20 protein-coding genes, 2 tRNA genes, 2 rRNA genes, 2 pseudogenes and 1 other annotated feature (1 of these 27 cut by a window edge) are annotated in these 26011 nt (G+C 60.2%); of the genes and pseudogenes, 14 read left to right on the top strand and 12 right to left on the bottom strand.

The features are described from left to right. The 3 genes from ACR3XE_RS13595 to ACR3XE_RS13585 form a co-directional block, all read left to right on the top strand. Window positions 1-1492: ribosomal RNA gene (locus ACR3XE_RS13595) — 23S ribosomal RNA — on the top strand; it begins 1303 nt to the left of the window's first position. Between the two features lie 126 nt (window positions 1493-1618). After that, a 5S ribosomal RNA gene (gene rrf / locus ACR3XE_RS13590) occupies window positions 1619-1733 on the top strand. Between the two features lie 118 nt (window positions 1734-1851). Further along, window positions 1852-1928, top strand: a tRNA-Met gene (locus ACR3XE_RS13585). 103 nt (window positions 1929-2031) lie between these two features. On the opposite strand, the pseudogene tnpC reads toward ACR3XE_RS13585, so the two are convergent. The 3 genes and pseudogenes from tnpC to ACR3XE_RS13570 form a co-directional block, all read right to left on the bottom strand. After that, window positions 2032-3644: pseudogene (gene tnpC, locus ACR3XE_RS13580) on the bottom strand (IS66 family transposase). 67 nt (window positions 3645-3711) lie between these two features. Then, window positions 3712-4065 (bottom strand): IS66 family insertion sequence element accessory protein TnpB, encoded by a 354-nt coding sequence (tnpB, locus tag ACR3XE_RS13575; RefSeq protein WP_473699672.1) that lies wholly within the window; start codon window positions 4063-4065, stop codon window positions 3712-3714. After that, window positions 4062-4475, bottom strand: coding sequence for a transposase (locus ACR3XE_RS13570; RefSeq protein WP_473699673.1), 414 nt, complete (start codon window positions 4473-4475; stop codon window positions 4062-4064). Before ACR3XE_RS13570 ends, tnpB begins: the two co-directional genes overlap by 4 nt. A 129-nt stretch (window positions 4476-4604) precedes the next feature. Here ACR3XE_RS13570 and ACR3XE_RS13565 point away from each other — a divergent pair. From ACR3XE_RS13565 to ACR3XE_RS13550, 4 genes are all read left to right on the top strand, one after another. Continuing rightward, window positions 4605-4681, top strand: a tRNA-Met gene (locus ACR3XE_RS13565). Window positions 4682-4931: 250 nt separating this feature from the next. Next, window positions 4932-5267, top strand: coding sequence for a helix-turn-helix transcriptional regulator (locus ACR3XE_RS13560; protein ID WP_473699674.1), 336 nt, complete (start codon window positions 4932-4934; stop codon window positions 5265-5267). Continuing rightward, window positions 5257-6570, top strand: coding sequence for a type II toxin-antitoxin system HipA family toxin (locus ACR3XE_RS13555; RefSeq protein WP_473699675.1), 1314 nt, complete (start codon window positions 5257-5259; stop codon window positions 6568-6570). The genes ACR3XE_RS13560 and ACR3XE_RS13555 overlap by 11 nt, the downstream gene beginning before the upstream one ends. A 182-nt stretch (window positions 6571-6752) precedes the next feature. After that, entirely contained in the window at window positions 6753-6974 is a 222-nt protein-coding gene (locus ACR3XE_RS13550) for a hypothetical protein (protein ID WP_473699676.1), read from the top strand. Here ACR3XE_RS13550 and ACR3XE_RS13545 read toward each other — a convergent pair. The 6 genes and pseudogenes from ACR3XE_RS13545 to ACR3XE_RS13520 form a co-directional block, all read right to left on the bottom strand. Beyond that, window positions 6938-8166, bottom strand: a protein-coding gene (locus ACR3XE_RS13545) for an IS3 family transposase (RefSeq protein WP_473699677.1) whose coding sequence is annotated in 2 segments (ribosomal slippage) — window positions 6938-7878 and window positions 7878-8166 — 1230 coding nt in all. Because the reading frame shifts where the segments join, the coding sequence is not laid out codon by codon here. The two genes, ACR3XE_RS13550 and ACR3XE_RS13545, sit on opposite strands and share 37 nt — an antisense overlap. Continuing rightward, window positions 7769-7885 (bottom strand) — a sequence feature (AL1L pseudoknot). Its footprint overlaps the gene before it by 117 nt. Before the next feature lie 432 nt (window positions 8167-8598). After that, window positions 8599-9506: pseudogene (locus ACR3XE_RS13540) on the bottom strand (IS1595 family transposase). 325 nt (window positions 9507-9831) lie between these two features. Beyond that, complete coding sequence (locus ACR3XE_RS13535; RefSeq protein ID WP_473699678.1) at window positions 9832-10848, bottom strand: LacI family DNA-binding transcriptional regulator; 1017 nt, start codon at window positions 10846-10848, stop codon at window positions 9832-9834. Between the two features lie 138 nt (window positions 10849-10986). Continuing rightward, window positions 10987-11790: a ceramidase domain-containing protein gene (locus tag ACR3XE_RS13530; RefSeq protein WP_473699679.1), complete on the bottom strand. Its 804-nt coding sequence runs from the start codon at window positions 11788-11790 to the stop codon at window positions 10987-10989. A 139-nt stretch (window positions 11791-11929) separates the two neighbouring features. Beyond that, the gene (locus tag ACR3XE_RS13525; RefSeq protein ID WP_473699680.1) at window positions 11930-12850 is read right to left on the bottom strand and encodes a M14 family metallopeptidase; all 921 of its coding nucleotides are present in this window, start codon (window positions 12848-12850) and stop codon (window positions 11930-11932) included. Between the two features lie 54 nt (window positions 12851-12904). Beyond that, window positions 12905-13561 (bottom strand): TetR/AcrR family transcriptional regulator, encoded by a 657-nt coding sequence (locus ACR3XE_RS13520; RefSeq protein WP_473699681.1) that lies wholly within the window; start codon window positions 13559-13561, stop codon window positions 12905-12907. 53 nt (window positions 13562-13614) lie between these two features. Between ACR3XE_RS13520 and ACR3XE_RS13515 the strand changes: the two genes are divergently transcribed. The 7 genes from ACR3XE_RS13515 (at window position 13615) to ACR3XE_RS13485 (ending at window position 22307) form a co-directional block, all read left to right on the top strand. After that, window positions 13615-15039: an efflux transporter outer membrane subunit gene (locus ACR3XE_RS13515; protein WP_473699682.1), complete on the top strand. Its 1425-nt coding sequence runs from the start codon at window positions 13615-13617 to the stop codon at window positions 15037-15039. A gap of 2 nt (window positions 15040-15041) precedes the next feature. Continuing rightward, a complete protein-coding gene (locus ACR3XE_RS13510) occupies window positions 15042-16199 on the top strand; it encodes an EmrA/EmrK family multidrug efflux transporter periplasmic adaptor subunit (RefSeq protein ID WP_473699683.1) in 1158 nt (385 codons plus the stop codon). A gap of 18 nt (window positions 16200-16217) precedes the next feature. After that, window positions 16218-17765 carry a DHA2 family efflux MFS transporter permease subunit gene (locus ACR3XE_RS13505; protein ID WP_473699684.1) on the top strand — a complete coding sequence of 516 codons (1548 nt, stop codon included), beginning with the start codon at window positions 16218-16220 and terminating at the stop codon, window positions 17763-17765. 314 nt (window positions 17766-18079) lie between these two features. Next, window positions 18080-19969 (top strand): ABC-F family ATP-binding cassette domain-containing protein, encoded by a 1890-nt coding sequence (locus ACR3XE_RS13500; RefSeq protein WP_473699685.1) that lies wholly within the window; start codon window positions 18080-18082, stop codon window positions 19967-19969. Between the two features lie 93 nt (window positions 19970-20062). Then, window positions 20063-20569, top strand: coding sequence for a hypothetical protein (locus ACR3XE_RS13495; RefSeq protein WP_473699686.1), 507 nt, complete (start codon window positions 20063-20065; stop codon window positions 20567-20569). Window positions 20570-20661: 92 nt separating this feature from the next. Then, window positions 20662-21762, top strand: coding sequence for a 4-hydroxyphenylpyruvate dioxygenase (hppD, locus tag ACR3XE_RS13490; protein WP_473699687.1), 1101 nt, complete (start codon window positions 20662-20664; stop codon window positions 21760-21762). Beyond that, window positions 21759-22307, top strand: coding sequence for a VOC family protein (locus tag ACR3XE_RS13485; RefSeq protein WP_473699688.1), 549 nt, complete (start codon window positions 21759-21761; stop codon window positions 22305-22307). The genes hppD and ACR3XE_RS13485 overlap by 4 nt, the downstream gene beginning before the upstream one ends. On the opposite strand, the gene argJ is transcribed toward ACR3XE_RS13485, so the two are convergent. Genes argJ through ACR3XE_RS13470 form a run of 3 tightly spaced genes read right to left on the bottom strand, consistent with a single transcriptional unit; the run spans window position 22308 to window position 26009 of the window. After that, on the bottom strand, window positions 22308-23534 hold the full coding sequence (gene argJ / locus ACR3XE_RS13480; RefSeq protein WP_473699689.1) for a bifunctional glutamate N-acetyltransferase/amino-acid acetyltransferase ArgJ: 1227 nt from the start codon (window positions 23532-23534) through the stop codon (window positions 22308-22310). 52 nt (window positions 23535-23586) lie between these two features. After that, on the bottom strand, window positions 23587-24531 hold the full coding sequence (locus ACR3XE_RS13475) for a YeeE/YedE thiosulfate transporter family protein (protein ID WP_473699690.1): 945 nt from the start codon (window positions 24529-24531) through the stop codon (window positions 23587-23589). A 41-nt stretch (window positions 24532-24572) separates the two neighbouring features. After that, entirely contained in the window at window positions 24573-26009 is a 1437-nt protein-coding gene (locus ACR3XE_RS13470) for an aldehyde dehydrogenase family protein (RefSeq protein ID WP_473699691.1), read from the bottom strand. Window positions 26010-26011 lie beyond the last annotated feature (2 nt).

The raw sequence follows: 26011 nt of genomic DNA, 5'->3' as shown, positions 1-26011 counted from the left end.
GATAAACAGGGTGAGATGCCCTGTCGCCGAAATTCCAAGGGTTCCTGCTTAAAGCTAATCTGAGCAGGGTAAGCCGGCCCCTAAGACGAGCCCGAAGGGGGTAGTCGATGGGAACCACGTTAATATTCGTGGGCCTGGAGGTGTGTGACGGATCTCGTAAATTGTTTGCTCTTATTGGATTGAGCAGGCTTTGAAGAGGTTCCAGGAAATAGCCCCTCCATTATAGACCGTACCCTAAACCGACACAGGTGGAATGGTAGAGTATACCAAGGCGCTTGAGAGAAGTCTCCTGAAGGAACTCGGCAAATTGCCTCCGTACCTTCGGAAGAAGGAGGCCCTCATAGTGGGCAACCATTATGAGGGGGCACAGGCCAGGGGGTAGCGACTGTTTAGCAAAAACACAGGGCTCTGCTAAGTCGGCTTCAAGACGACGTATAGGGCCTGACGCCTGCCCGGTGCCTGAAGGTTAAGTGGAGTGGTGCAAGCCGCGAAATGAAGCCCAGGTAAACGGCGGCCGTAACTATAACGGTCCTAAGGTAGCGAAATTCCTTGTCGGGTAAGTTCCGACCTGCACGAATGGCGTAACGACTTCCCCACTGTCTCCAGGAGATGCTCAGCGAAATTGAATTCTCCGTGAAGATGCGGAGTACCCGCGGTTAGACGGAAAGACCCCGTGCACCTTTACTGCAGCTTCAGAGTGGCATTAGGAAAGAACTGTGTAGAATAGGTGGGAGGCTTTGAAGCATTGGCGCCAGCTGATGTGGAGCCATAATGTGAAATACCACCCTGTTGTTTTCTGATGTCTAACTTCGATCCATGAAACTGGATCAGGGACCCTCTGTGGCGGGTAGTTTGACTGGGGCGGTCGCCTCCTAAAGAGTAACGGAGGCGCGCGATGGTAGGCTCAGGACGGTCGGAAACCGTCTGCGAGAGTGCAATGGCATAAGCCTGCCTGACTGCGAGACTGACGAGTCGAGCAGAGACGAAAGTCGGTCATAGTGATCCGGTGGTCCCGAGTGGAAGGGCCATCGCTCAACGGATAAAAGGTACGCCGGGGATAACAGGCTGATGATTCCCAAGAGCTCATATCGACGGAATCGTTTGGCACCTCGATGTCGGCTCATCACATCCTGGGGCTGGAGCAGGTCCCAAGGGTTTGGCTGTTCGCCAATTAAAGTGGTACGTGAGCTGGGTTCAGAACGTCGTGAGACAGTTTGGTCCCTATCTGCCGTGGGCGTCGAAATTTGAGAGGAGTTGACCCTAGTACGAGAGGACCGGGTTGAACATACCTCTGGTGTACCTGTCGTGGCGCCAGCCGCGCAGCAGGGTAGCTATGTATGGACGGGATAACCGCTGAAAGCATCTAAGCGGGAAGCCTCCCTCGAGATAAGATTTCATAGAGCCGTGGAAGACCACCACGTTGATAGATCGGATGTAGAAGCGCGGTAACGCGTGGAGCTAACCGATACTAATTGCTCTATTCGCGCTTGAAGAGTCCCACCATCAACGACAATTCTGATATATTGTCCGCGATTTGTGGATGATTTTTTCGCAGCCTTTATAAAGATATGCACGGACATCGATTGAAACCCCAATTTGACCCACGCCGGCTTCATTGCTTGGTGACCATGGCGTCAGTGATCCACCCGATCCCATCTCGAACTCGGCCGTGAAACCTGACAGCGCCGATGGTACTGCTGCTTAAGCAACGGAAGAGTAGGACGTCGCCAGGCATTGTAGCCGACGTGCGGACAGATTGACGGGAAACCCATTCACAAAGTTAGCGGGGCGACAGAAATGTCGCCCCGTAGCTGTTTTTGCAGCCCGCAATGCGGGCTGCTATATTGGTGGCGCGGGATGGAGCAGCCCGGTAGCTCGTCAGGCTCATAACCTGAAGGTCGTTGGTTCAAATCCAACTCCCGCAACCAAATAAATCAAGGGGTTAGCTGAAAAGCTAGCCCCTTGTTTTTTGCATTTGGCACAATTTTGGCACAGTAAGATCAAAATTGGCACAGTTGCCGACAGCAAATCTCAGCAGCCAGCGGTCGAGTGGTGGTAAGCGCAAATTTTCCCCCACGGGGATAGGTTAGGCGGCCTGCGCGTGGCCGAAGCGCGACTATCGACCCAGTTATATGGAAGCAGATCATCGATGGGATCCGCGTCTGTGCGGTCTACGATGCTTGCGAGAACATCAGCCAGGTAGGCCTGCGGGTTGATATTGTTGAGCTTGCAAGTTTCGACGAGCGTCGCGATTGTCGCCCAGTTTTCTGCCCTAAGAACGTGGCCCGCGAACAGCGCATTTTTTCTTTGAAGCGCAATGGGGCGCATCGATCGCTCGACGGTGTTGGTGTCGAGTTCGATCCGACCATCGTCAAGGAACCGGACCAGGCCTTTCCAGTGATTGAGGGTATAGCCAACGGCTGCGGCCGTCCCCGACCCTTTCGCCAGTTTGGGCAACATGTCTTTCAGCCAGGGCTGCATATTCGCGATCACCGGTGCCGATTCCGCGCGGCGGACAACCAGCCGTTCCTCGGCGCTCAAGCCGCGGATCCTCGCCTCGATCTCGTAGAGCTTCGCGATCCGCCGGAGCACTTCGGCTGCAACCGTTGCATGGCCGTCTTTGGCATCGTCGATATAGCCACGCCTTACATGGGCCCAGCAAAAGGCAAGCGTTCCCGGGCCGCCCTTGCGATCAGACGCCTCGATATGCTTATAGGCAGCATAGCCATCGCACTGGACGATACCGCAGTAGTCACCGAGCAGCTTTTGAACCCATATTTTCCCACGGCCTGGCATGTAGCTGTAGGCCACCATCGGCGGATCCGCTCCGCCATGAGCGCGGTCGTCACGCGCCACTGCCCATAAATAGCCGATCTTTACCTTGCCGGTGCCCGGCGCCAGTCCCTGACGGTCGTCTCGTCAACGAACAGTCGGCTACTCGAGAGCTGTTCGGCCTTCATCTGGTTGGTGATCCGCGCGAGCCAGGCCGCACTGCGTCCCGCCCAGTTGCACATCGTGCCCCGGTCGATCTCGATCCCCTGGCGGCGCATTGCCTGCGCCTGGCGGTAGAACGGTCCATGGTCGGCGTATTTCTTGACGATGACATCGGCGATCAGCGCCTCGCTCGGAAGGCCGCCGGGCACGATATGCTTGGGCGCCGGCGCTTGGAACACCCCGTCGCTGCATACCCGGCAGGCCATTTTCGGACGCGACGTCACGATCACTCGGTACTGCGCCGGGATGACATCGAGACGCTTCGATATGTCGCTGCCAATGCAATGCAGCGCACCGCCACAGCACGGGCCCTCGGTTTCGTCAGGAAGGATCTCATCCTCGATGTGCGGCAAGTGCCCGGGCAGCGATGCCCGCGGCGCTCCAGGCTCCTTGCGTGTCCGCTCGCTCTTGCGCCCTGCCGCAGCGTCCGATTGCTCGGCCAGCGCCAGCAGCTCGGCTTGCGCCACTTCGACGTCTTCCAACGCAAGTGTCAGCTGGTCTTCACTCAGTTTTTCCGAGCGCTTGCCGAACGTCGTGCGACGGATCAGATCGAGCAGATGCTGGATCCGCGCCTCGCGTTCCAGCCCGGCGATCACCATGGCTTTCAGGATCGCGATATCGTCGGGAAGGTCAGCAGGAGTGACGGACATGCGCTATTTCTGGCACATTCCGTCCCGTTCGCAATCACTTTTCGACCAGCGGAATCAGGCGTGCGACCTAGCGTGTAAGCAGCGGCTTTTTCACCGGCGGACTGTGCATTCGCGTCCATTGCAGACACTCAAACAGCGCCGATGCCTGGCTCGCCGTCAGTCGCATTGCCCCGTCCCCAACCCGCGGCCAGTAAAAGCCTCCAGTCTGGAGAACCTTGCTCACCAGGGCCAGCCCGGTGCCGTCCCAGACCAGCAGCTTGATCCTGTTCGCGCGCCGCGAACGGAAGATATACGCCGTGCCCGAGAACGGCTTCATGCCAAGCTCATGCTCGACAAGCGCGGCAAGACTGATCGCTCCCTTCCTGAAGTCGACAGGCCTGGTCGCGACCATCACCTTGAGCAGTCCAGGCGGGATAATCATGCCAGTTGCCTTGCCGCTGCTATAACCCGCTCAATATGCTCAGCCGTGACGCTTTCTGGTACATGGATTGATATCGCCCCCGTCCGGATCACGATCTCGCCCGCCAACCCAACGGGTGTAGGGCCGCCTGCCTGGTCGACCACCACCGGGACAAAGCCCATGCTGTCAGTCTTGCGGCACAAGTGTCGCCACCGATAAAGCTGCTGCGGAATGATGTCATTGGCACGCGCAATTTCAGCGACATTGGCACCTAGCGCAAAGCTCGCAGCAACAATCCGCGCCTTCGCCTCGCCTGACCATGATCGCCGCGCCCGGCCCGCCGGGATCACATCCATGCGTACCGCGCGCTGCGGCCCGGTTTCGAAGCTGGTTTCGAAACTTGTTTCCAAACTCCCCTGATCTTCCACCATGAAGTCACCTCCTTTCAACAAGGAGCTTCATAGCCAATTCGATGATCATGAATATGTGGGGGGAATTTTGCGCTTACGAGTGGTGGCTGTTGAAAATTCTGCAAACTCAGCCCATATTTTGAATGATGACGCGGGGTGGAGCAGTCCGGTAGCTCGACAGGCTCATAACCTGTAGGTCGTTGGTTCAAATCCAACCCCCGCAACCATCTCCCAAGGGTTTGGCGATTGCCAGGCCCTTTTCGTTTTGGCGCTCTGAATGCCCTTGCTTCGAGATTTGCAGATTCCTTCGATAAGCGAAGGATCTGCGTATTGACCGATATAACAGTCATATCGCGTTGATTTGACCTATGTGTCGGTCAATATAGTTGACATCATTATCGCTTACACCCATAATGACTTATGAGGCGGTCAAATCGCGTAGATTTGACCTATGAGTAAATCAAACGGGTTTGAACAATGTCAACACCAAAGCGCACCTATGCACGCTACACGACTGAAGGAATTGCCCTGCTGGGCAAGATGATCCGTCATGGGCGCAAGCAGCGCAAGATGACCGAGGTGGAACTGGCCGAACGTATGGGCATTGCGCGCAGCACACTTCAGCGCATGGAGCGAGGCGACCCCAAGGTGGAAATCGGTATCATGTTTGAAGCAGCTGCATTGGTCGGCGTGAAGCTCTTCGAGAGCGACGAGAAGGGCATCAATCGCCTTTCAGATCGCATGGACGACCGCATCGCTGTCCTTCCCAAGCACGTCTACAAGACCAGAAAGAAGGTCGTCGATGAGTTCTAAGCTGCCCAAATACGATGAGGCCTACGTCTGGGTTTGGTTGCCTGATGCGACCCAGCCCATCGTTGCTGGGCGCTTGAGTGCAGAGAACGGTCTCGTCCACTTCAACTACGGTAAGAGCTACCTTGAACGCGAGGACGCGATCCCGCTATACCTGCCCGAACTTCCGCTCCAGCCAGGAGAGCTCCCGCTCCCTGACGGCCTCACCATGCCGAGCAGCCTCCGTGACGCTGCGCCGGACGCATGGGGACGGCGTGTCATCCTTAACAAAAAGTTTGGCATTAAAGGCAACGAGCTCGACAATCTTGAGCTTTCCGAACTGACCTTCCTTTTGGAGTCAGGTTCGGATCGTATTGGTGCGCTCGATTTTCAGCTCTCGCCTAGCGAGTATGTGCCGCGCTCTCTCACGAACGCCACACTCGAAGAACTAATGGAGTCCGCCCAAAGGGTAGAGAAGGGTATCCCCCTCTCCCCCGAACTTGACCAGGCATTGCACCATGGTAGCTCGATTGGCGGCGCGCGGCCGAAGGCACTTATCGAGGATGGTGCCATCAAGCATGTCGCGAAGTTCTCGTCGACGTCCGATGTCTACAGCGTGGTGAAAGCTGAATTTGTCGCCATGCGCCTCGCTAAATTTTGCGGCCTCAATGTTGCCCCGGTTTCACTCGTGAATGCCTCTGGCAAGGATGTGCTGCTGGTTGAGCGCTTCGACCGTCTCAAGGTTGGCGCAGCCTGGCAACGCAAGATGATGGTCTCAGCGCTGACGATGCTGGGGCTGGACGAAATGATGGCACGCTACGCGAGCTATGCCGATCTTGCCGACATCATCCGCCACCGCTTCACAGACCCTCAAGAGACGCTGCGGGAGCTGTTCTCGCGGATCGTGTTCAATATCCTCTCGGGGAACACCGACGACCACGCCCGTAACCACGCAGCTTTCTGGGACGGCGAAATGCTATCGCTCACCCCCGCGTATGACATTTGCCCGCAGGGGCGGGCGGGGCAGGAAGCGACACAGGCAATGCTCATTACCGACGAAAACCGCGCTAGCCGTGTCCAGACCTGTATTGAGGCATCCCACCACTTCCTACTGTCTCAGAATGAGGCGATCAACATCATTGAAAACCAACTGCGCTGCATTGCCAACAATTGGACAGCAGTATGCGCTGAGGCAAGGCTTTCCGAAACTGAGCGCAACTTCTTCTGGGGGCGGCAATTCCTCAACCCCTATGCCTTTACAGCGCTTGAAGGTGCTTCATCGGCGCTCACGGAATTCGCAGACGAACTGCGCAACTCAGTGGCTTAGATCGATGCTCAAGAAAGCTGACGGGAAGGGGCGGAACCCTCCAGTCATATACAGCAACCGACAGTATGTCTGGCCCGCCATTCCGACCTGTCAATTTTGACAGGGTCAGGCCAAAGAACGGCAGATTTCCGCCCGCCACCATAAGTAGGCAGACCAATCACTAACAATGAAAGGGTCTGACCATGGATAGCGAAAACATCCTGACAATCGACCAGTTGGTTTCGGCCTTCCCAGCCTTTGGCGAGAAGACCGTCCGCTGGTGGATTTATAACGGCAAGAGCAACGGCTTCGAGGCCTGCCTCATTCGGATCGGCTCCCGCATCTATATTGAACCGCCCCGGGATTGCCGGAGGCCATTTGGTATAAGTTATGCTGCCATGGCGGTGTCGTCCAGCATGGCATAGTATTGTTGTTCGGCTTCGGCGGGCGGGATGTTGCCGATTGGCTCCAGCAAACGCCGATGGTTGAACCAATCGACCCATTCCAGTGTGGCGAACTCGACGGCCTCGAAGGAACGCCATGGTCCGCGGCGGTGGATCACTTCGGCCTTGTAAAGGCCATTGATCGTCTCCGCTAAAGCGTTGTCATAGCTGTCGCCGACGCTGCCGACCGACGGCTCGATGCCGGCTTCTGCGAGGCGTTCAGTATACTTTATAGATACATATTGGGATCCGCGGTCGCTGTGATGAACCAGTCCGCCACGATGGACCGGTCGGCGGTCGTGCAAAGCTTGCTCCAGGGCATCGAGCACAAAGCTGGTATGTGCTGTCCGGCTGACGCGCCAGCCTACGATGTAGCGGGCATAGACGTCGATCACGAATGCGACATAGACGAACCCGCTCCAGGTCGAGACGTAGGTAAAGTCCGAGACCCACAGCCTGTTCGGCGCCGGGGCATGGAACTGCCGGTTGACGCGATCCAGCGGACAGGGCGCAGCTTTATCGCTGATCGTGGTGCCGACGGGCTTGCCACGGATCACCCCGTGCAAACCCATATCGCGCATCAGCCGTTCAACGGTGCAGCGAGCTATGGTGAACCCTTCACGCCTCATCTGCCGCCAGACCTTGCGCACGCCGTAAACAGCGAAGTTCTCGGCGAACACGCGCGCGATCTCGGGCTTGAGCGCCAGGTCGCGTCTCGCCCGCGCCGACAGGCGCAATGGATCCCGCCGCTGCGCGACATGTTTGCGGTAAGTGGAAGGGGCGATCGGCAAGACCTTGCAGATCGGCTCGACCCCATGAAGCTCGCGGTTATCATCGATAAACGCGATCATCGCTTGAACGGGCGGTCGAGCTCCGCCTGCGCAAAATATGCTGATGCCTTGCGAAGAATCTCGTTGGCCTGACGCAGCTCGCGGACCTCGCGTTCCAGCGCCTTCAGCTTGTCGGCCGTATCACTTGGCACGCCAGCGCGCTTACCGCTATCGACCTCCGCCTTCTTCACCCACTCGTGAAGCGTCTGCGGCGCGCAGCCGATCTTGTCCGCAACCGACACCACCGCTGACCAGCGGGACGGATAATCGCCTTCGTGATCCAATATCAACCGCACCGCACGGGCGCGGACTTCCGGTGAAAACTTGTTCGTTGTCTTGCTCATAAGGACTCCATCTACTCAAGAGTTGGAGCCTCCGACAATCCCGGGGCGGTTCATTGTCGGGAAACGGGACTAGCTTTTGAACCTTGTTCAAGAATGGTATAGATGGCCTTCCATGCAACCAGGAACACATACCAATCCGACGCATATCGCTTGGGGTCTCTCTCGGTTTCTAATCTTTGAAGGGCATCAGTTGCGGTTTGAAGTCGGCTAAGGGATTTGTGTATAGCTTTGGGGTCCATAATGTCCGGTCAATCTGATAAACTCGAAACCTATTCCGAAGCTGAAACGGTGGCCCGTCGCGAGGCGGCGCTAAAGAAGATGCTCGCCACCCCCCACAAGCCTCACGAGGCTAACAAGAGGAAGCGGCGAGAGTCGAGTCAAACTAAGTAGCGTTTGCGGCGCTCGCCTATTTGGCGAACCGTGACAGCGTATTTAGGCGGCGAGCCTGTCAATCCGCCGATAGGTCAAGCGACGGTCTTCACCGCCCTTGAGAATGAGCGCAGCGCGCTCACCATCGGTCATCCCGCGAGTGTTGTAACGAAAATCAAACTCGCGGGTATAGCGGCCAAGGTGCGCTTCGCTCATATGGTGATAGGTGCCGATCACGCCGCGCTTGAAAATGGAGAAGAAATTTTCAGCAGTGTTGCTGTGCTGAAACCCGCCCTTGGTGACATATTCCTTGGCGCTGTGATTGACGACCGAATGACCGGCGAACTCGCGGCCAACTTTGGTGTAGACCATCGCTTCGTCAGTCATCAACCAAGAGGCGCGGTCAACATTGGTAACGATCAGGCCGCGCAGATGCTTGGCATTGACGTTGGCAACATGGAACGAACGTGGCCGTCACGCTCGACAAGGGCAACAACGGCCTTCTTAGGCGCAGGGCGACGGGTTGAGCGGTTCTTAGCCTTGCCACCGACATAGGTTTCATCGGCTTCAACGACCTTGTTATGACCGCCCAAAGGCCCGCGATTGTCCGCACCGTCCATCGCTTCGCGGATACGGTGGCATAGGAACCATGCGGTCTTGTAAGTGACGCCGATATTGCGGGCGATTTGGCTGGCGCTGATGCCTTTTTTAGACGACGCGAGCAGGTGAGTAGCGAGCAACCACTTGTGCAAGGGAACGTGGCTGCGCTCCATGACCGAGCCGGTGCGAACGGTGAACTTGTCGCGGCAATCGTTGCACTGAAACATGCCAGCCTGCGTCTTGCCTCCCATGCGAGTGATGTTGGTCGAACCACAATGAGCGCAAACTGGCTCGCCGCCCCAGCGCGACGCTTCGATGTGCGCGCTGGCTGCTTCTTCGTTGTGGAAAATAGGGTCGGTAAGGTTTGTCATCGCATTGTTCCCTGTCTGTAGGAAAACAATGCCTTAGACCGTCTGCTAAGTCAAGTATATAATTGCCGGGGCTTTTCTGCGTTCGAACTGTAAGCACATAGCAAGCGAGTTGGTGCGGGAGCATGAAGACCTATGAGAGCAAATGCTCGCGCATCCAAATTAATTTAGTCAGACGTAGTCACCAACCTGTTAGGTACAGCCTGTGCCTCTGCTCAGCCCTTTTGTGGCGTCGACATATTTGCTCGTCTGATTTGCAGGTGTTGAATTCGGCGATCACCGGCGCTTCCCGATCAAATGGCCCGTGCCCATCTGTCTTAATCGCAGGCTAACCGCTGCCGCGCGCGACGAGGTGAACCGGGATGCGGGCGCCGCTTTGGCTATAGTCGCTGTCCTCCAGCGCCATCGCGACCAATGCTTCGCCCGCCGCATCAAGGTCAGGCTCTAAGGTGGTGAGCGCGGGGTCGGCGAGGGTGCCGGCGCGGATGCCGTCGAAGCCCACCAGCGCGACCTGTTCGGGCACGCGCACGCCCGCTTCCTTCAGCCCCTGCAAGATGCCGAGCGCGAGCATGTCGCTGGCGGCGAAAATGGCGTCGGTGTCGGGGTGCGCGGTCAGCAGAGCGTGGGCGGCGGCGACGCCCTGGGCATGGCGGTCGAGGGCAGGGGCGGCGGGCCAGCCGATGGGGGTGAGCTTGTGCGCCGCGAGTGCTGCGGCAAAGCCTTCAAGGCGTTCCTCAAACTGGCGCGGGGCGGAATCGGCAGGGCCGACAAAGGCGAAATGGCGACGACCTGCGGCGACAAGATGCTCGGCGGCAAGACGCCCGCCGGTGTCATTGTCGCTACGCATCCAGTGAAAATCGCCGCCGGGGCTGCCCCAGCAGACAAAGTCCAGTCCCGCCGCCTGTTGCTGCGCGAAATAATCCCAGGCTGCGGTGTTGCTGGTGGTGCCGATGACGATCAGCGCGTCGGCCAGCCCGCTGGTCACGAAATCGGAGCGGAAATTGTCGGCGCTTTCCTGAAACGAGACGAGCAGGTTAAACCCGCGCGCCGAGGTGGCTGCCGCGATGCTGCCGAGCAGGGTGAAGTAAAAGGGGTTGATCGCGCTGCGATCCTCGCCGGGGCGGCAGATGCAGACGAGCGCTAATGTTTCGCTGCTTTTGAGGCGGAGCGAAGAGGCGTGGCGGTCGACGACATAGTTGAGTTCACGCGCGGCGGCGGCGACGCGGGCGCGGGTTTCGGCGTTGACCCCCGGACTGCCCCGCAGCGCGCGCGATACGGTCGACTGCGACACGCCCGCGCGGTCCGCAACATCAAAGCTGGTCGGGCGCGACATTTTGGCGGTCACCTGTTTCTCCCCATCGCGTAGATGTGGCGTCGATGGCTGGCGTTTGTCAAATGGTGCGTGCTCAAAAACCAAAGGCTGACGCTTTTCGCCGCAAAGATATCGGGCAGGGCGTCGGGCACCCAATCGCTGGGTGATAGGTCACAGCGAGCCGAGGTCGCCCGCCAAACGCTCGCTGCGATAATAGCTGAACGACATCCATAGCGAGGCCGCACCGAGTGCGTGCCAGACCGCATGGCCTTGCAACAGGCTGTGCGGTGCGCAGACGACGCCGTTCTGGTCGAGAATCCAGATCCCGAACGCCATGGCCATGGTGATGATGCCGCCGAGATAGTAGGAAAGACGCGCGGCCGGTCGCAACGGTCGCGCAAAAACCAGTTCGACCAGAATGGCGAGGGTCAACAGCCCCGCGAACAGCCAGCGCCGCACCTCGGGCAGGATGATCAATACCGCGACCAGCAAGCTGCACAGCGCGACATAAAGAGCGATCGCGCGGCTATCGGGGATGCGGCGCCACCGCGCCAGAGCGCGTACCAGCAAGAATGAGCCCACCAGATACATGCCGAGCACATCGAGAAACTGGCCCCATAAGGTCAACGTCGCGTGCATCAGCGCCGAGCCAAGCCCGACGATGATTGCCGTCAGTCCCAGGGTGCGCGCCGCGATCGGCGGCATTGCCGACGCCCCGTCGCGCTGGCCAGCGCGGCCCATCATCAGGAAACCGATCAGGACATAGCCAAAGGATGACCAGCTGTTGGCGGGCTGCAACACGAGCGCGCCGATGCGCGGCAGCTCGCAGAAACAATGTGTCGCCGTGCAAGTGGCCGGGGCATAGGCCTCCCAGTTCGGGCCAATCGCCGACAGCGCGGCAAGGACGCCCAGCGCCGACAAGGCGGTAAGCGCCAGCGCAACCAGCATGGTTCGCATCGAAATCACCTGCATCATGCGCGCGCCCCCTGTCGCGTAGCAAGCTATCGCAATGAACGGAACGTCTCAACGACAATGAGGCCGTCGACGCGACAGGTTAGGCGCGGAAAATCTGTGTCCGCAGGGGTGGGGTATTTAGGCCGCCATCGCTCCCGGTTCATGCATGGGCAAGCGCGAAATCCAGTGCCGCGCATACGGCGGTCACTTGTGCCTCGTTGCACTGCTGAGGCGTGGCGCGCGCGCTGTCCGGATAAACCTCGGTGGTTGTCGTGAAACGCGCCCCGGTTACGGCGCTGCACATCGCATATTGGGTTTGCGGATATTCGATCACGCCGTGTCCGACGACGGGCGATCCGATGATTTTGCCATCGTCATCCGGCGGAGCAATATGTGTGACCTGTTCGACCGCCGCGATGATGGACTGCTGGAAAGCCGGTTGCGGATTGTCGCTGTCGTCCACCAGATAGAAGCCGTCGGGAACGCCCTCCGGCTCGTAACCCTTGCCATCACGCGCGGCCAAGGCGGGACGAAACTCGCCCTCGTCGCTGTCGGTTGTTTCATGCAGGTCGATATGCAGCAGAAATGGTCCGGTCTGCGAAGCGACCAGCTCTACCAAAGCCGAACACTCGCGCGCGTCGCTATCCGCGCGAAAGTTGCGGTTGGGGTCAATGGCATCATAATTCCAGCGATTGATGCGCTCATAAGCCCAAGGGCTCACACATGGCGCCACCAACAGGTTCACTTTGCCAGCATAGTCGGCCGCGCGGGTTTCCAGGAATTGAAGCGCCCCTATGACTCCGCTCGTTTCATACCCATGCACGCCGCCGGTTACGAGAGCTGTCGGCAGGGCAGGGTCGTGGGGGCCGTTGCGAAGGGCGAAGAGCGTGTAGGCCTCACCGGCGTAATCGAGCTGACCGTAGGCGAGACTTTCAAAGCGGTTGGCCAGCGCTTCGATGCGCGGCACCACATCCTTGTCATAGCGGCGCTGACGCGGCTGGCTTGCCCGCCACTGGTTCCGCTCCTCCTCACCCCAAGGTTGGCCGGGCGTGCCGATCGGATAGAAAGCGGTACTGGTCATTTTGGTCTCACTGGCAAGGGGCGTAATTCATGGTCTGAAAGCTGCGCAGCCATATCAATCATGGGTGTCGGGTTTCCAGGCGCGATAGAAAGTGTCGATGGCGGCTTCCACCTCGGCCGTGATGCGGTCGTGGTCCTGACGGTCCGCATCGGGCAGGTTGAGGATGGCAAACTGGTACATTCCCGACTGGCATAACCCGGCGAAGTGCATCACGGCCTGCAACGGATCGCTTTGGCGCAATTCGCCTCGGGCCATTTTTTCTTCCATCCACGCGGCCAACCGCGCCTTGCCGCGGCGGGGGCCGTGGTCATAAAATGTCTTGGAAAGGCTAGGAAAGCGCTGCGCTTCGCCGACAACGAGTTGATAGAGTGAGAGCAGCGTGTCCGACATCAATGTGTTGACCATGGCATTCGCAAAGCGGCGTAAAACGCTCATAACATCTTCGTCGACCGGTAAGGGGAGCTTGAGCACCGTGCCATAATTTTCGATGATATCATCGACGACGGCGGCGAACAGGTCCTCCTTCGACGGGAAATAGGTCCAGAGCGTTGTTTTCGATCCGCCCACCTTACAGGCGATCGACGACATGGTTGTCCCCGCATAGCCATTGGCAAAAAACAACACACGAGCCGCATCGACGAACGCTTTGCGCCGCGCCGCCGCAGCGTCGTCCAATTTAACCGTACTGTCTGGTATCATTTCGATTGACATTCTTTTTCCTCAGGCCCATTGGCCAATGATACCACATAGTATCGTTAGAGGCCATGCATAGAATATTCCCCGCCACAGTCGTGATAGTCGGCCTGCTCTCTGGCTGCGCGAGCGTTCCCGATCTTGGTTCCCGGCCAGCATTGGCGGGTGCCGGGTCGTTCGAATCGCGCGCGACATTTGCAGATGTGCAAAACGAATGGCCGACTAAGGGCTGGTGGCACGCGATTGGTGACGCACAGCTTGATGCGCTGATCGCCGAAGGGCTGACAGGATCCCCGGATGTCGCCATCGCCGCCGCACGGGTGCGCGCCGCCGACGCGATGGCGCGGCAGGCGGGTGCGGCCCTGCTGCCCAGCGTCGGCGCCGAGGCAAGTGCGGGCGGTACCCAACAAAGCAAAAATACGGGTATCCCTCCGCAATTCGTGCCCGACGGTGTGCAGGACACCGGCCATGTCGCCGCGACCTTTGCCTTTGACCTCGATCTGTGGGGAAAGAACCGCGCCGCGCTCGCCGCCGCAACATCCGAAGCCGAAGCGGCAAGGGTCGATGCGGCGCAGGCACGGTTGATGCTGACCACCGGCATCGCCGCCGCCTATATCGATCTCGCCGGTCAATATCGGGCGCTAGACGTTGCCAAAGAAGCGCTGCGTGTGCGCAGCGCGAGCGCGCAACTGACGGCTGACCGCACCCGTGCGGGCCTCGATAATCAGGCGAGTGCGAGTCAGGCCGAAAGCCGGGCCGCCGCCGCGCGCGGCGACATTGCGGCGACCGAAGAAGCGATCAGCCTTACCCGCAACCGCATCGCAGCCCTTATCGGTGCGGGGCCGGATCGCGGACGGACGATTACACGGCCAGAACTTCACGCGCCTGACGTGGGCCTGCCCGATAATGCAGGGATCGAACTGGTCGGACGGCGTCCCGACATTGTCGCTGCGCGGCTTCGCGCCGAATCAGCCGCCAAGCGCATCGATGTCGCGCGTGCCGACTTTTATCCGAACATCCGCTTGTCGGCGCTCGTCGGCTTTCAGTCGCTAGGTCTTGGCAATTTGTTCGACGCCGGGTCCAAATATGGCAATGGCGGTGCCGCGATCAGCCTGCCGATTTTTGACGGCGGACGCATCGCGGCCCGCTATCGCGGCGCGCGCGCCGAATATGACAGCGCCGTCGCCACTTATGACCAGACGCTGATCGGGGCGCTCCGCGATGTTGCCGACATTGTGGCAAGCCGGGCCGCCACGGCACGCCAACTGAACGAACGCCGTGCAGCGCTGACAGCCGCTGCTGAGGCGGCGAAGCTTGCCGGGCTTCGTTATCGCGCCGGACTTTCCAACCAGCTCGCACAATTGACCGCAGAGGACAGCATGGTGGCACTCAGCCGCTCGGTGGCTGACCTCGATGCGCGCCAGCAATCGCTCGATATTTCCCTCATCCGCGCGCTTGGCGGCGGCTATCGGGCACAAAGCACAACAGGAGAATGACGATGGCCGATGATACGGCTACAGCCGCCCCCGAAATCGCCGAGACCACTCCCGCTACCAATGGCGAGCGTCTGGCCAAGCGCAAGAAATTGCTGCGCATCCTCGCGATCGTCGTGCTGACCATCGCGGCGCTGTGGGGCATCTGGTATTTCCTGACCCAGGCGGGGCGTGTCTCGACCGACAATGCCTATGTCGGAGCCGATTCAGCGACGGTCACCGCGCTGGTTTCGGGACCGGTCAAATCGGTGCATGTCAGCGGCACGCAAGCCGTGAAAAAGGGCGATATTCTCGTTACCCTCGACGATGCCGACCAACGCATCGCGCTCGCCGATGCCGAAGCCGCCTTGCGTCAGGCGCGCCAGCATTACGGGCAAGCCGACGCCACGGCCAACGCCGCCCGCGCCCGCGTCACGGCGCGGGGGGCAGAGATTGCACAGGCGCAGGCCCGGTTGCGCGATGCCGATGCGATGGTGACAAAAGCGCGCGCCGAACTGGCGCGGCGGGAAAGCATTGCCGATACCGGCGCGGTCTCGGGTGAAGAACTGACCACCGCCCGCGCCGCGCTTCAGCAGGCAATTGCTGCGCGCGACCTCGCCGCCGCAGGCATCGTCTCGGCGCAGGCGACGCGCGGGTCGGCGCGCGGCGACCTTGCCGCGAGCGAGGCGGTGGTGCGCGGAACGACGATCGACACCGCGCCCGACGTTGCGGCGGCGCAGGCGCGGCTCGACAAGGCAAAGCTGGACCTCGCCCGCACGGTCATCCGCGCGCCGGTCGACGGCATTGTGACCAACCGTCAGGTGCAGGTGGGTCAGCGCATCGCGGCGGGCGCACCGATCATGGTGATCGTTCCGATCGCAACCGCCTATGTCGACGCCAATTACAAGGAAAGCCAGTTCGAGAAAATCCGCCTTGGCCAACCGGTCGAGCTGACCTCTGACTATTATGGCGGCGATGTTGTTTATCATGGCAAGGTTGTCGGAATCGCTGGCGGCACCGGTGCGGCCTTTGCCTTGATTCCCGCGCAGAATGCGACGGGCAATTGGGTGAAAGTGGTGCAGCGTCTGCCGGTACGCATCGCGCTCGACTCCAAGGAATTGAAAGCGAATCCGCTTCGTGTCGGCCTGTCGATGGAAGCGACAATCGACACGCGCGGCAAGTAAAGAGCGCCAGGAAAGACCATGGCCAGCGCCGCCCTTCCTATAGGAGCCTCCGCCGAACCGAAGCCGCTGACGGGCGGGCGGCTGCTGGCCGCCGCGTTCGCGCTGGCGCTGGCGAATTTTATCGTCGTGCTCGACACGACCATCGCCAATGTGTCGGTTCCGCATATCGCGGGCGGCCTTGCAGTCTCTCCGACGCAGGGGACGTGGGTCATTACCAGCTATGCGGTGGCCGATGCGATCAGCGTGCCGCTGACGGGCTGGCTCGCCATGCGCTTTGGCACGGTGCGCTGGTTTCTGGTCTCGATCCTGGGATTCGCGCTGTTTTCCTTTTTGTGCGGCGTATCGCGCACGCTCGACGCGCTGGTGCTGTTCCGCGTATTACAGGGGCTGGCTGGCGGTCCGTTGATGCCGCTGTCACAGATCATGCTGCTGCGCATCTTCCCGCGTAAACAGGCGGGGATCGCGCTGGCCATCTGGGCGATGACCACCACCACCGCGCCGATTGTCGGCCCGATCCTCGGCGGACTGATCAGCGATAATTGGAGCTGGCCGTGGATATTCTTTATCAATCTGCCCGTCGTTGCCCTCTGCGCATTTGGTGTATCCAGCCTGCTGTCTCCGTTTGAGACAAAGCGGTTCAAGGCGCGGATCGACGTCGTCGGGCTTATCCTGCTCGTGCTGACGGTCGGCGCGTTTCAGATCATGCTCGACACCGGGCGCGAGCATGACTGGTTCGGATCAAGCTGGATTGTCATGCTGGCGATCGTCTCCGCGATCAGCTTTGTCGCCTTCATCATCTGGGAATTGACCGACGCCAATCCGGTCGTCGATCTGCGCGTCTTTCGTTTTCGTGGTTTCACCATGTCGACATTCGCCCTGTCGCTCGGTTTTGGAACCTTTTTCGCGCAGGTCGTGCTGACGCCTTTATGGCTGCAAAGCGTCATCGGCTACACGGCGACCGAAACGGGCTATATCGTTGCGTGGATCGGGGTGTTCGCGGTGTTGCTTTCCCCGGTCGCGGCCGGGCTGATCGGCAAGATCGACATTCGCATCTCGATCAGCGCCGGGATCCTGTGGATGGCCTTTGTCTCGATCCTGCGCGCCAAATGGTATGCCGACGTCGATTACTGGACGCTTTCGATGCCGCATTTGCTGCAGGGGATAGGAATGCCCTTCTTCTTCGTCGGGCTGACCGCGCTCGCGCTCAGCAGCGTACCGGACGAGGACCAGACATCGGCGGCCGGTCTGATGAGTTTCCTGCGCACGCTCAGCGGCGCGATCGGTACCGCCATCGCGACAACCGCCTGGGACCGGACGAGCAGCGTCGCCCGGTCCGAAATTGTGTCTTCGCTGAACCATCCGGCGGCTACCCAGTCGGCGCTCGAACGGGTCGGGATGACCTTTGAACAGGCGCGTATGGCGATCGACCGGATGGTCGAGGTGCAGGCGGCGACGCTGGGGGTCGTCCATCTTTTCCTCGCCACTGGCGTCATCTTTGTGATCGCCGCCATCGCCGTGTGGTTGGCACCGCTTCCCAAGCAGGTATCGATGGGCGCGGCGCATTAGCTAGGCTCCCAAGGGCTGTCCTACTTTGTCGCGTTATGCTTCATGCAAAGCCTATGCATTGCGAGTCACCTTTTTCTTACACCATTCCGCATCCTGTCCCGATGCCGCGAAAATCGACCGGGAAGGCAAAGAGAGGGGGGACCTAGTGTGACCTTTGTGACCTTCCGAATGAATGACAGGGGTGAAACCACCGATCAGCACGGTACCGCGCGCCACCACGGCGTTGCCCGATTCGGTCTGCCCAGTGCCGGGGTTGGCATGATACTGCACCCGACCCCTTGGGTTGTGCGTTGCACCATGCTAGGGGCGCGCGCATGTTGACCCTCAGCGGAATCACGGTGCGCCTTGGCGGGCGGACGATCCTCGATCGTGCAACGGCAAGTTTGCCGGCGCGCAGCCGTGTCGGGCTGATCGGCCGCAATGGCGCGGGCAAGTCGACACTGATGAAAGTGCTGATCGGCGAGCTGGAGGCCGATGAGGGCGGCGTCGACATGCCGCGCAAGACGCGCATCGGCTATATCGCGCAAGAAGCACCGCACGGCACCGCCACCCCCTTTGACACCGTTCTCGCCGCCGATACCGAGCGAGCGGAACTGCTGGCGCAGTCTGAAACCATCACCGATCCGCACAAACTGGGCGATGTTCACGAACGGCTGATAGCGATTGACGCCTATACCGCACCCGCCCGCGCTGCGCGCATATTGATCGGTCTGGGCTTTGACGAAGAGATGCAGGGCCAGCCGCTCGACAATTTTTCGGGCGGGTGGAAAATGCGCGTCGCGCTCGCGGCGCTGCTCTTTTCGCATCCCGATCTGCTGTTGCTCGACGAGCCTTCGAATCACCTCGACCTTGAAGCGACGATGTGGCTCGAAACTTTCCTCAAATCCTATCCGGGACAGCTCGTCGTCATCAGCCACGAGCGCGACCTGCTCAACAATGTCGTCGACCATATCCTCCACCTCGAAGGCGGGAAGGTCACGCTCTATCCCGGCGGCTATAATGCGTTCGAGCGCCAACGTGCCGAACGCATCGCCCAGCTCGCCGCCGCCAAAGCCTCACAGGATGCCCAGCGCGCCAAGTTGCAGGATTATGTCGCACGCAACAGCGCCCGCGCCTCGACCGCGCGGCAAGCGCAATCGCGCGCCAAGCTGCTCGCCAAGATGCAGCCGATTGCGGCGCTGGTCGAGGATCAGAGCCTGGTGTTCGATTTCCCCAGCCCCGATGAATTGAAACCGCCGCTGATTACGCTTGATTTGGCGAGTGTGGGCTATGTCGCCGACACGCCGATCCTCAGCCGCCTCAACCTGCGCATCGACCCAGATGACCGCATTGCGCTACTCGGGCGCAACGGCAATGGCAAGACGACACTGGCGCGTTTGCTCGCGGCACAACTGGCCCCGATGGAGGGTGCGATGGCGTCGTCGGGCAAGATGCGCGTCGGCTATTTCACCCAATATCAGGTCGAAGAACTCGACGGCAACGACACGCCGCTCGCCCATATGACGCGGGTAATGGTGGGCAAGACGCAAGGCGCGATCCGTGCGCAGCTCGGCCGTTTTGGCTTCTCGGGGCCAAAGGCGACCACCGAAGTCGCCAAATTGTCGGGCGGCGAACGCGCGCGGCTGGCGCTGGCGCTCATCACGCGCGACGCCCCGCACCTGCTCATCCTCGACGAACCGACCAACCATCTGGACGTCGACGCGCGCGAAGCGCTGGTTCAGGCGCTCAATGGTTTTGACGGCGCGGTCGTGCTCGTCAGCCATGATCGCCATATGCTCGAACTCACCGCCGACCGCTTGGTGCTTGTTGATGATGGCACGGCGCGCGATTTCGACGGCAGCATGGACGAATATGTCGCGCTGATCCTTGGCAAAAGCACTGGCAACGGCAAGGATGACGCAGGCAAACCCGCGTCAAAGCCCAAGGATGCCAAGACCGCTCGCCAGGAAGCGGCCAAAGCGCGTGAAGCCCAGGCGAACCTGCGTAAACGGGCCAAGCAGTTAGAAGCCGAGGTCGAAAAGCTCACCGCGAAAGTCTCCGCCTTTGATCGCGCAATGTTCGATCCGTCCGGTGCGGACCCGGCGCTGGCCAAAATGACCATGGGCGACCTCGCACGCAAACGCGGTCAGGTTGCCGCCGAAGTCGAAGCCGCCGAAGCGAAATGGCTCGAAGCCTTGGAAGCGGTCGAGACCGAAAGCGTCTGACGCTACGCGGCTTGTCGGGGGGGATTGACGGGCAGCGTCCGACAAGCAAAGTTGCGGTTTTAAAAACTCTGACTGAAGAGGCGACCACCAACCATGATTTCAATCTGGACCCTGCTCATGTTTGCGGCTGGTCCGCAGATGCCGTCTCCTCCGATGATTGTGGGCGCGTATGAACGGAATCATGTGGTTGATAGGCAGGTTTATTGCAGTGAAGATTGTATCTCGCCTGTCGAAGCCGTCACTTATGCATCCTATTTGGCGCCAAAGGCTGGGATTGCCGGAACATTCAAGATGGAGGTTAAAGCGGTCGGTCTCCAGAATGGCCGCTATTATCTTAATTCAGAGACGGATTATCGTGACCGCAACTGCCTGACTATCAATATCCCGGCCAGTTTGATGGCCATCATTGCGGGCAATGGCCCCGATGCGGCAGAGCATTATTTCAAGGGCCGGACGATATTCGTGCGCGGTGTTGCCAGTCGTGTTAAAATAGGATTTTTTAAGGACGACGGGACGCCGACGGACAAATATTATTATCAGGTCCAAGTCCCGATCGGCTTGCGCAACCAAATTTCACGGCGGACAGACTTCGGCAAATAGGGGCGCTCCCAACGCCGTCCGGACTTGACTCGCGCGCCGACACGACAGATAATAGTTACAAATGAAACCATATTGAAACGGAGACTTTGGTGATGGCCGATCTGTTCGACAATCCGCTGGGGCTCGACGGCTTTGAATTCGTCGAATTTTGCGCGCCCGAAAAGGGTCTGCTCGATCCTGTGTTCCAGAAAATGGGATTCACCCGCATCGCGCGTCACCGGTCAAAGGATGTCGAGCTGTGGCGGCAGGGCGGCATCAACCTGATCGCCAATTATGAACCCAAATCGCCCGCAGCCTATTTTGCCGCCGAGCATGGCCCTTCGGCTTGCGGCATGGGGTTCCGCGTCAAGGACGCCAAGCTGGCCTATGAACGCGCGCTTGATCGCGGGGCAGAGCCGGTCGAGACGCAGACCGGCCCGATGGAATTGCGTATCCCCGCAATCCGCGGCATCGGCGGCGCGATCATCTATTTGATCGACCGTTATGCGGGCAAGGAGGGCGGCAATGACCTCAACATCTATGACATCGACTTCCTCTATGAAGAGGGCATCGACCGGCATCCGGTGGGCGCGGGGATGCAGGTGATCGATCATCTGACGCACAATGTTTATGGCGGGCGAATGGCGCATTGGGCGGCCTTTTACGAACGCGTCTTTAACTTTCGCGAGATCCGCTATTTCGACATCAAGGGCGAATATACCGGCCTGACGTCGAAGGCGATGACCGCCCCCGATGGCAAGATCCGCATCCCTCTCAACGAAGAGGGGGCTGGCGGCGGCGGCCAGATTGAGGAATATCTGCGCGCCTATAATGGCGAGGGGATTCAGCATATCGCGTTCAGCTGCGACAATTTGTATCAGGCATGGGACAATCTTCACGCGATCGGCAACCCCTTTGCCCCGGCCCCGCCCGACACCTATTATGAAATGCTCGCCGATCGTCTGCCCGGCCATGGCGAGCCGGTCGAGGATCTGCAGTCGCGCGGCATCTTGCTCGACGGTTCGACCGAGGATGGCGACCCGCGCCTGCTGCTTCAAATTTTCGGCCAGACCGTGATCGGCCCCGTCTTCTTTGAATTCATCCAGCGCAAAAAGGATGAAGGCTTTGGCGAGGGCAATTTCACCGCCTTGTTCAAATCGATGGAAATGGACCAGATCCGCCGCGGCGCGCTGGAAGTAGAGACTGCGAAATGAGCGGCTCGCCGGTCAAACTTGGCGGCGTCCACCACGCCGCCTATCGCTGCAAGGACGCCAAGCAGACGGTCGACTGGTATGAACGCATGCTCGGCATGACCTACACCACCGCCTTTGCCGAGGATCATGTGCCGTCAACCGGCGCCTATGACCCCTATATGCACGTCTTCCTCGATGCCGGCGGCGGCAATATCCTCGCCTTTTTCGAACTGCCCAATCAACCCGACATGGGGCGCGATGAAAACACGCCCGAATGGGTGCAGCATCTGGCGTTCAAGGTCGGCAGCTATGACGAACTCGTCGCGGCGAAGGCGCATCTAGAAAGCGAAGGCGTCGACGTGCTCGGCCCGACGCATCACGGCATCTTCAAATCCATCTATTTCTTCGATCCCAACGGCCACCGCGTCGAACTGGCCTGCGACATCGGCACCGACGAACAATATGCCGAACTGAGGCGCGTTGCTCCGTTGATGCTCGACGAATGGAGCCAGACCAAAAAGGCCCCGCGCCACGCCGATTGGCTGCATACGATGGCGAACGAATAACTAGCTGCGATAGTCCGCGTTGATGCTGATATAGCCATGCGTCAGGTCGCACGTCCAAACCGTCGCGCGGCCATCGCCGAGGCCTAGCTCGACCCCGATGTCGATCTCATCGCCCGCCAGATGCGCTGCAACCGGCGTTTCGTCATAGTCGGGCACCGCGCGCCCCTCGGCGGCGACCTGTGTCGCGCCGAAGCGGATGCTCAACCGGTCGCGTTCGGCGGGTTCGCCGGCCTTGCCGACCGCCATGACGACGCGACCCCAATTGGCGTCGCTACCGGCAATGGCGGTTTTGACGAGCGGCGAATTGGCGATGCTCATCGCAATCACTTTGGCGCTGGCATCATCGACCGCGCCGCCCACCGACACGGTGATGAATTTCGACGCGCCTTCACCGTCGCGGACAATCTGGTGCGCGAGGTCGCGGCAAATCGCTCCGAGAGCCGCCGCAAGGGCATCGGCCCCCGCATCGTCCATACTGGCTAATATGGGATGGCTCGCCGCGCCGGTGGCAAAGGCAAGCAAGGTGTCGCTCGTCGATGTGTCGCTGTCGACGGTGATGCACGAAAAGGTAGCACGATTGGCGCGGGCCAGCATGTCCTGCAGCAGCGCCGGAGCCACCGCCGCATCGGTGAAGAGATAGGCGAGCATTGTTGCCATGTCGGGGGCGATCATCCCCGACCCCTTGGCGATGCCGACCAGCGTCACTTTGGTGCCGCCGACCATGGCAGTCGCACTCGCACCCTTGGCAAAGGTGTCGGTGGTGGTGATAGCCTGCGCCGCCGCCTCCCAGTCGCAGGGCTCGGCAGCGAAAGCGGCGGCCAGTCCGGCCTCGGCAATGTCGATCGGCAACGGAACCCCGATCACCCCGGTCGAGGCGGGAAACACCTGCTCGGTCGGACAGTCCAGTTCGCCCGCCACCTTGGAAACCAGCATCTCGACCGCTGCGCGACCCTGATCGCCGGTAAAGGCGTTGCTGTTGCCGGCATTGACGATCATCGCGCGGGCGCGGCCCTGCGGCAAATGGGCGCGGCAGGTTTCCACCTCGGGCGAGGCGCAGCGGCTCTGCGTCGTGACGCCTGCAACGGCGCTGCCCTGTGCCAAAGTGATCAGCGTCAGGTCGGCGCGATCCCATGCTTTATAGCCAGCGCGTGCGACGCGGCACGTCACACCTACCACGGCGGGCAAGGCGGGGAAGGCAGCGGGGGCAAGTGGAGAGCGTGTGAGCATGGCGGTTTTCCCAAAAAAGCGATAGTGGCGCCTAGAGCCAGACGCGCCCAAGTTAAACCCCTGATCGGCGGAAACGCACCCATTCAATGGCCACCAGCACGATGATCATGCTGATATAGGCGACGATCAGGTTGGGTAGCAGTAACGGCACACCCGTCATCAGCATGGCATCATTGCCGCCGGGAACCAGACTGGCACCGACCCCCATCAACAATCCGCCGAGTGTTGCGCCGACCCATTTTTGCGCGGTGCCAAGATTCAGGCTGACGATTCCTCCACTCCATGCGCTGACTGCCATCGCCGCGAGCAGGATCATCGCTAGTCCGATCCGCCGCATGGCGTCGCCGGTTTCGCCTGCGGCCAGCGCCGTGATGAGCGAGGTATAGGGCCATTGCTCGTCGATCGCGAAAAGCAGCCCCGACGCAACCCCGATCAGGCTCATCGCGAACAATGGCGACCAGAGCCGCGGCGTTCGCGCCCGGCGTAAATTGCGGCCCAGCAACACGGCCAGCAATATGGTGAAGGCCAGCGCACCGGACGCCGTCACCAAAATAGGGCTATGGACCAACAGTGACGGCGTGCTCGGCGGTGCGGCCATTATTGCGATGGCGTCATGCACAATCGGTGTCGCAAAGCCCGCTGCGACGATCATGCCGATCAAGGTCGCGATATGCCGCAGTTCACCCGACGCCAGCGCCGCCAGCGTGCCCATGGCGCAGCGCCCGTTGACCGCCGCGCCCACAGCGAATAACGCGCCGCCCGCCATCGCTGCGCCGCTCGCCGGATAGCCCGGAATCATCGTGAAGGGGTCGCGGCCAAGGGCCGTGCTCGCCGCCATCGCCAAAGCGGAGCAGACGGCGGCCAACAGAAATCCGGTCAGGCGGTTGGCGCGGCGATCGGTAACGATCTCGCGCGCCGCAGCCACCATACATACGCTGGTTCGCAGCGCGGCATATCCGATAGTGAAAAGCAGGATCAGGGTGAGCGCGTCGACCATGTCGTTCGCTCACCCCTTGTCCTGTTGATCAGGCCGGTCGATCAGGCGGGGATGCCGCTGATTGCTTTGACTTCCATAAAGTCCTTGAGACCGAACAAGCCACCTTCGCGGCCATTGCCTGATGCCTTGTAACCGCCGAACGGCTGACCCATTGCCGGACCCCAATTGTTCACCGCGACCATGCCGGCGCGCAGTCTGGGGGCAAGCTTGGCGGCCTCAGCCGGATCGCCGGAAATCACCGCCGACAGGCCATATTCGGTGTCATTGGCAACCGCGACGGCATCGTCGAGAGTGTCATAGCTCATCACCGTGGCGACGGGGCCGAACACTTCTTCCTGGGCGATCCGCATATTGGGGGTGACGCCCGAAAAGACCGTCGGCTTGATATAATAGCCACGGTTGACGTTCGACGGCAGACCGGTGCCGCCGGTCTCCAGCTTGGCCCCTTCGTCGATGGCCGACTGGATCAGCCCCTGAATCTTGTCGAACTGCGCCTTGTTGACGACGGGACCGATATGGCCGCCTTCGGCCAAGGGGTCGCCCACTTGAGTGCCGTCAAACATCGCCTTGATGACGCCAATGGCTTCATCGGTGCGATCCTTCTGGACCAGGATGCGCGTCGGCGCGATGCAGCTTTGGCCGGTGTTGACCAAAACGCCCTGCACCGTCGGGGGCAGCACGGCGGCCAGATCGGCGTTGGGCAGGACCAGATTGGGTGATTTTCCGCCCAGCTCCTGATGGACGCGCTTGACCGTGTCGGCGGCGGCCTTGGCAACCAAAATGCCCGCGCGGGTCGATCCGGTAAAGCTGACCATTTCGATGCCGGGGTGCGACGAAATCGCGTTGCCGACGGTCGGGCCGTCACCTTGGACCAGGTTGAACACGCCCGGAGGCACGCCCGCAGCATCGAGGATTTCAGCAAAGATGGTCGCATTGCCCGGGCATTCTTCGGACGGTTTCAGGATCATGCAATTGCCGCCCGCAAGCGCCGGGGCGACCTTCAGTGAAATCTGGTTGAGCGGCCAGTTCCACGGCGTGATCATCCCGATAACACCCATCGGTTCATAGACCACCATGTTGGAACCTTGCTGTTCGGAAAAGCTGAAATCCTTCAGCGCGGCCATCGTGCCAAGGAAACCGCCCAGCCCGGCGGGGGCCTGTGCTGCGGCGGCAAAGCTGACCGGCGCGCCCATTTCGGCGGCCATCGATTTGGCGAGATCGGGAATGCGTTTTTTATATTCCTCGATAATATTGTTGAGCAGCGCCAGCCGCTCTTCGCGTGTCGTTTGCGAGAAAGCGGGAAAGGCCGCCTTGGCCGCTTTGACCGCGGCGTCGATGTCGACGGGGGTGCCCAGCATGATTGTGGTCGTTGCCTCTTCGGTCGACGGGCTGATGACCTGATGTTCCTTGCCTCCCTGGCTGTCCACCCATTTTCCGCCGATGTAATTTTGTTTCAGATGCGTTTCAAAACTGCTCATTG

It is taken from the genome of Sphingopyxis sp. 10G20-10 (genome assembly GCF_057365075.1).
This window is presented reverse-complemented; position numbering and strand designations above follow the sequence as displayed.

Excerpts from the sequence above, each read along its gene's own strand:
- ACR3XE_RS13525 (WP_473699680.1), bottom strand. The coding sequence starts at position 12,850 with ATGACCAGTACCGCTTTCTATCCGATCGGCACGCCCGGCCAACCTTGG.
- ACR3XE_RS13550 (WP_473699676.1), top strand. The coding sequence starts at position 6,753 with ATGGATAGCGAAAACATCCTGACAATCGACCAGTTGGTTTCGGCCTTC.
- ACR3XE_RS13520 (WP_473699681.1), bottom strand. The coding sequence starts at position 13,561 with ATGTCAATCGAAATGATACCAGACAGTACGGTTAAATTGGACGACGCT.
- hppD (WP_473699687.1), top strand. The coding sequence starts at position 20,662 with ATGGCCGATCTGTTCGACAATCCGCTGGGGCTCGACGGCTTTGAATTC.
- ACR3XE_RS13530 (WP_473699679.1), bottom strand. The coding sequence starts at position 11,790 with ATGATGCAGGTGATTTCGATGCGAACCATGCTGGTTGCGCTGGCGCTT.
- tnpB (WP_473699672.1), bottom strand. The coding sequence starts at position 4,065 with ATGATTATCCCGCCTGGACTGCTCAAGGTGATGGTCGCGACCAGGCCT.
- ACR3XE_RS13470 (WP_473699691.1), bottom strand. The coding sequence starts at position 26,009 with ATGAGCAGTTTTGAAACGCATCTGAAACAAAATTACATCGGCGGAAAA.
- ACR3XE_RS13515 (WP_473699682.1), top strand. The coding sequence starts at position 13,615 with ATGCATAGAATATTCCCCGCCACAGTCGTGATAGTCGGCCTGCTCTCT.
- ACR3XE_RS13510 (WP_473699683.1), top strand. The coding sequence starts at position 15,042 with ATGGCCGATGATACGGCTACAGCCGCCCCCGAAATCGCCGAGACCACT.
- argJ (WP_473699689.1), bottom strand. The coding sequence starts at position 23,534 with ATGCTCACACGCTCTCCACTTGCCCCCGCTGCCTTCCCCGCCTTGCCC.
- ACR3XE_RS13555 (WP_473699675.1), top strand. The coding sequence starts at position 5,257 with ATGAGTTCTAAGCTGCCCAAATACGATGAGGCCTACGTCTGGGTTTGG.
- ACR3XE_RS13485 (WP_473699688.1), top strand. The coding sequence starts at position 21,759 with ATGAGCGGCTCGCCGGTCAAACTTGGCGGCGTCCACCACGCCGCCTAT.
- ACR3XE_RS13505 (WP_473699684.1), top strand. The coding sequence starts at position 16,218 with ATGGCCAGCGCCGCCCTTCCTATAGGAGCCTCCGCCGAACCGAAGCCG.
- ACR3XE_RS13570 (WP_473699673.1), bottom strand. The coding sequence starts at position 4,475 with ATGGTGGAAGATCAGGGGAGTTTGGAAACAAGTTTCGAAACCAGCTTC.
- ACR3XE_RS13560 (WP_473699674.1), top strand. The coding sequence starts at position 4,932 with ATGTCAACACCAAAGCGCACCTATGCACGCTACACGACTGAAGGAATT.
- ACR3XE_RS13495 (WP_473699686.1), top strand. The coding sequence starts at position 20,063 with ATGATTTCAATCTGGACCCTGCTCATGTTTGCGGCTGGTCCGCAGATG.
- ACR3XE_RS13475 (WP_473699690.1), bottom strand. The coding sequence starts at position 24,531 with ATGGTCGACGCGCTCACCCTGATCCTGCTTTTCACTATCGGATATGCC.
- ACR3XE_RS13500 (WP_473699685.1), top strand. The coding sequence starts at position 18,080 with ATGTTGACCCTCAGCGGAATCACGGTGCGCCTTGGCGGGCGGACGATC.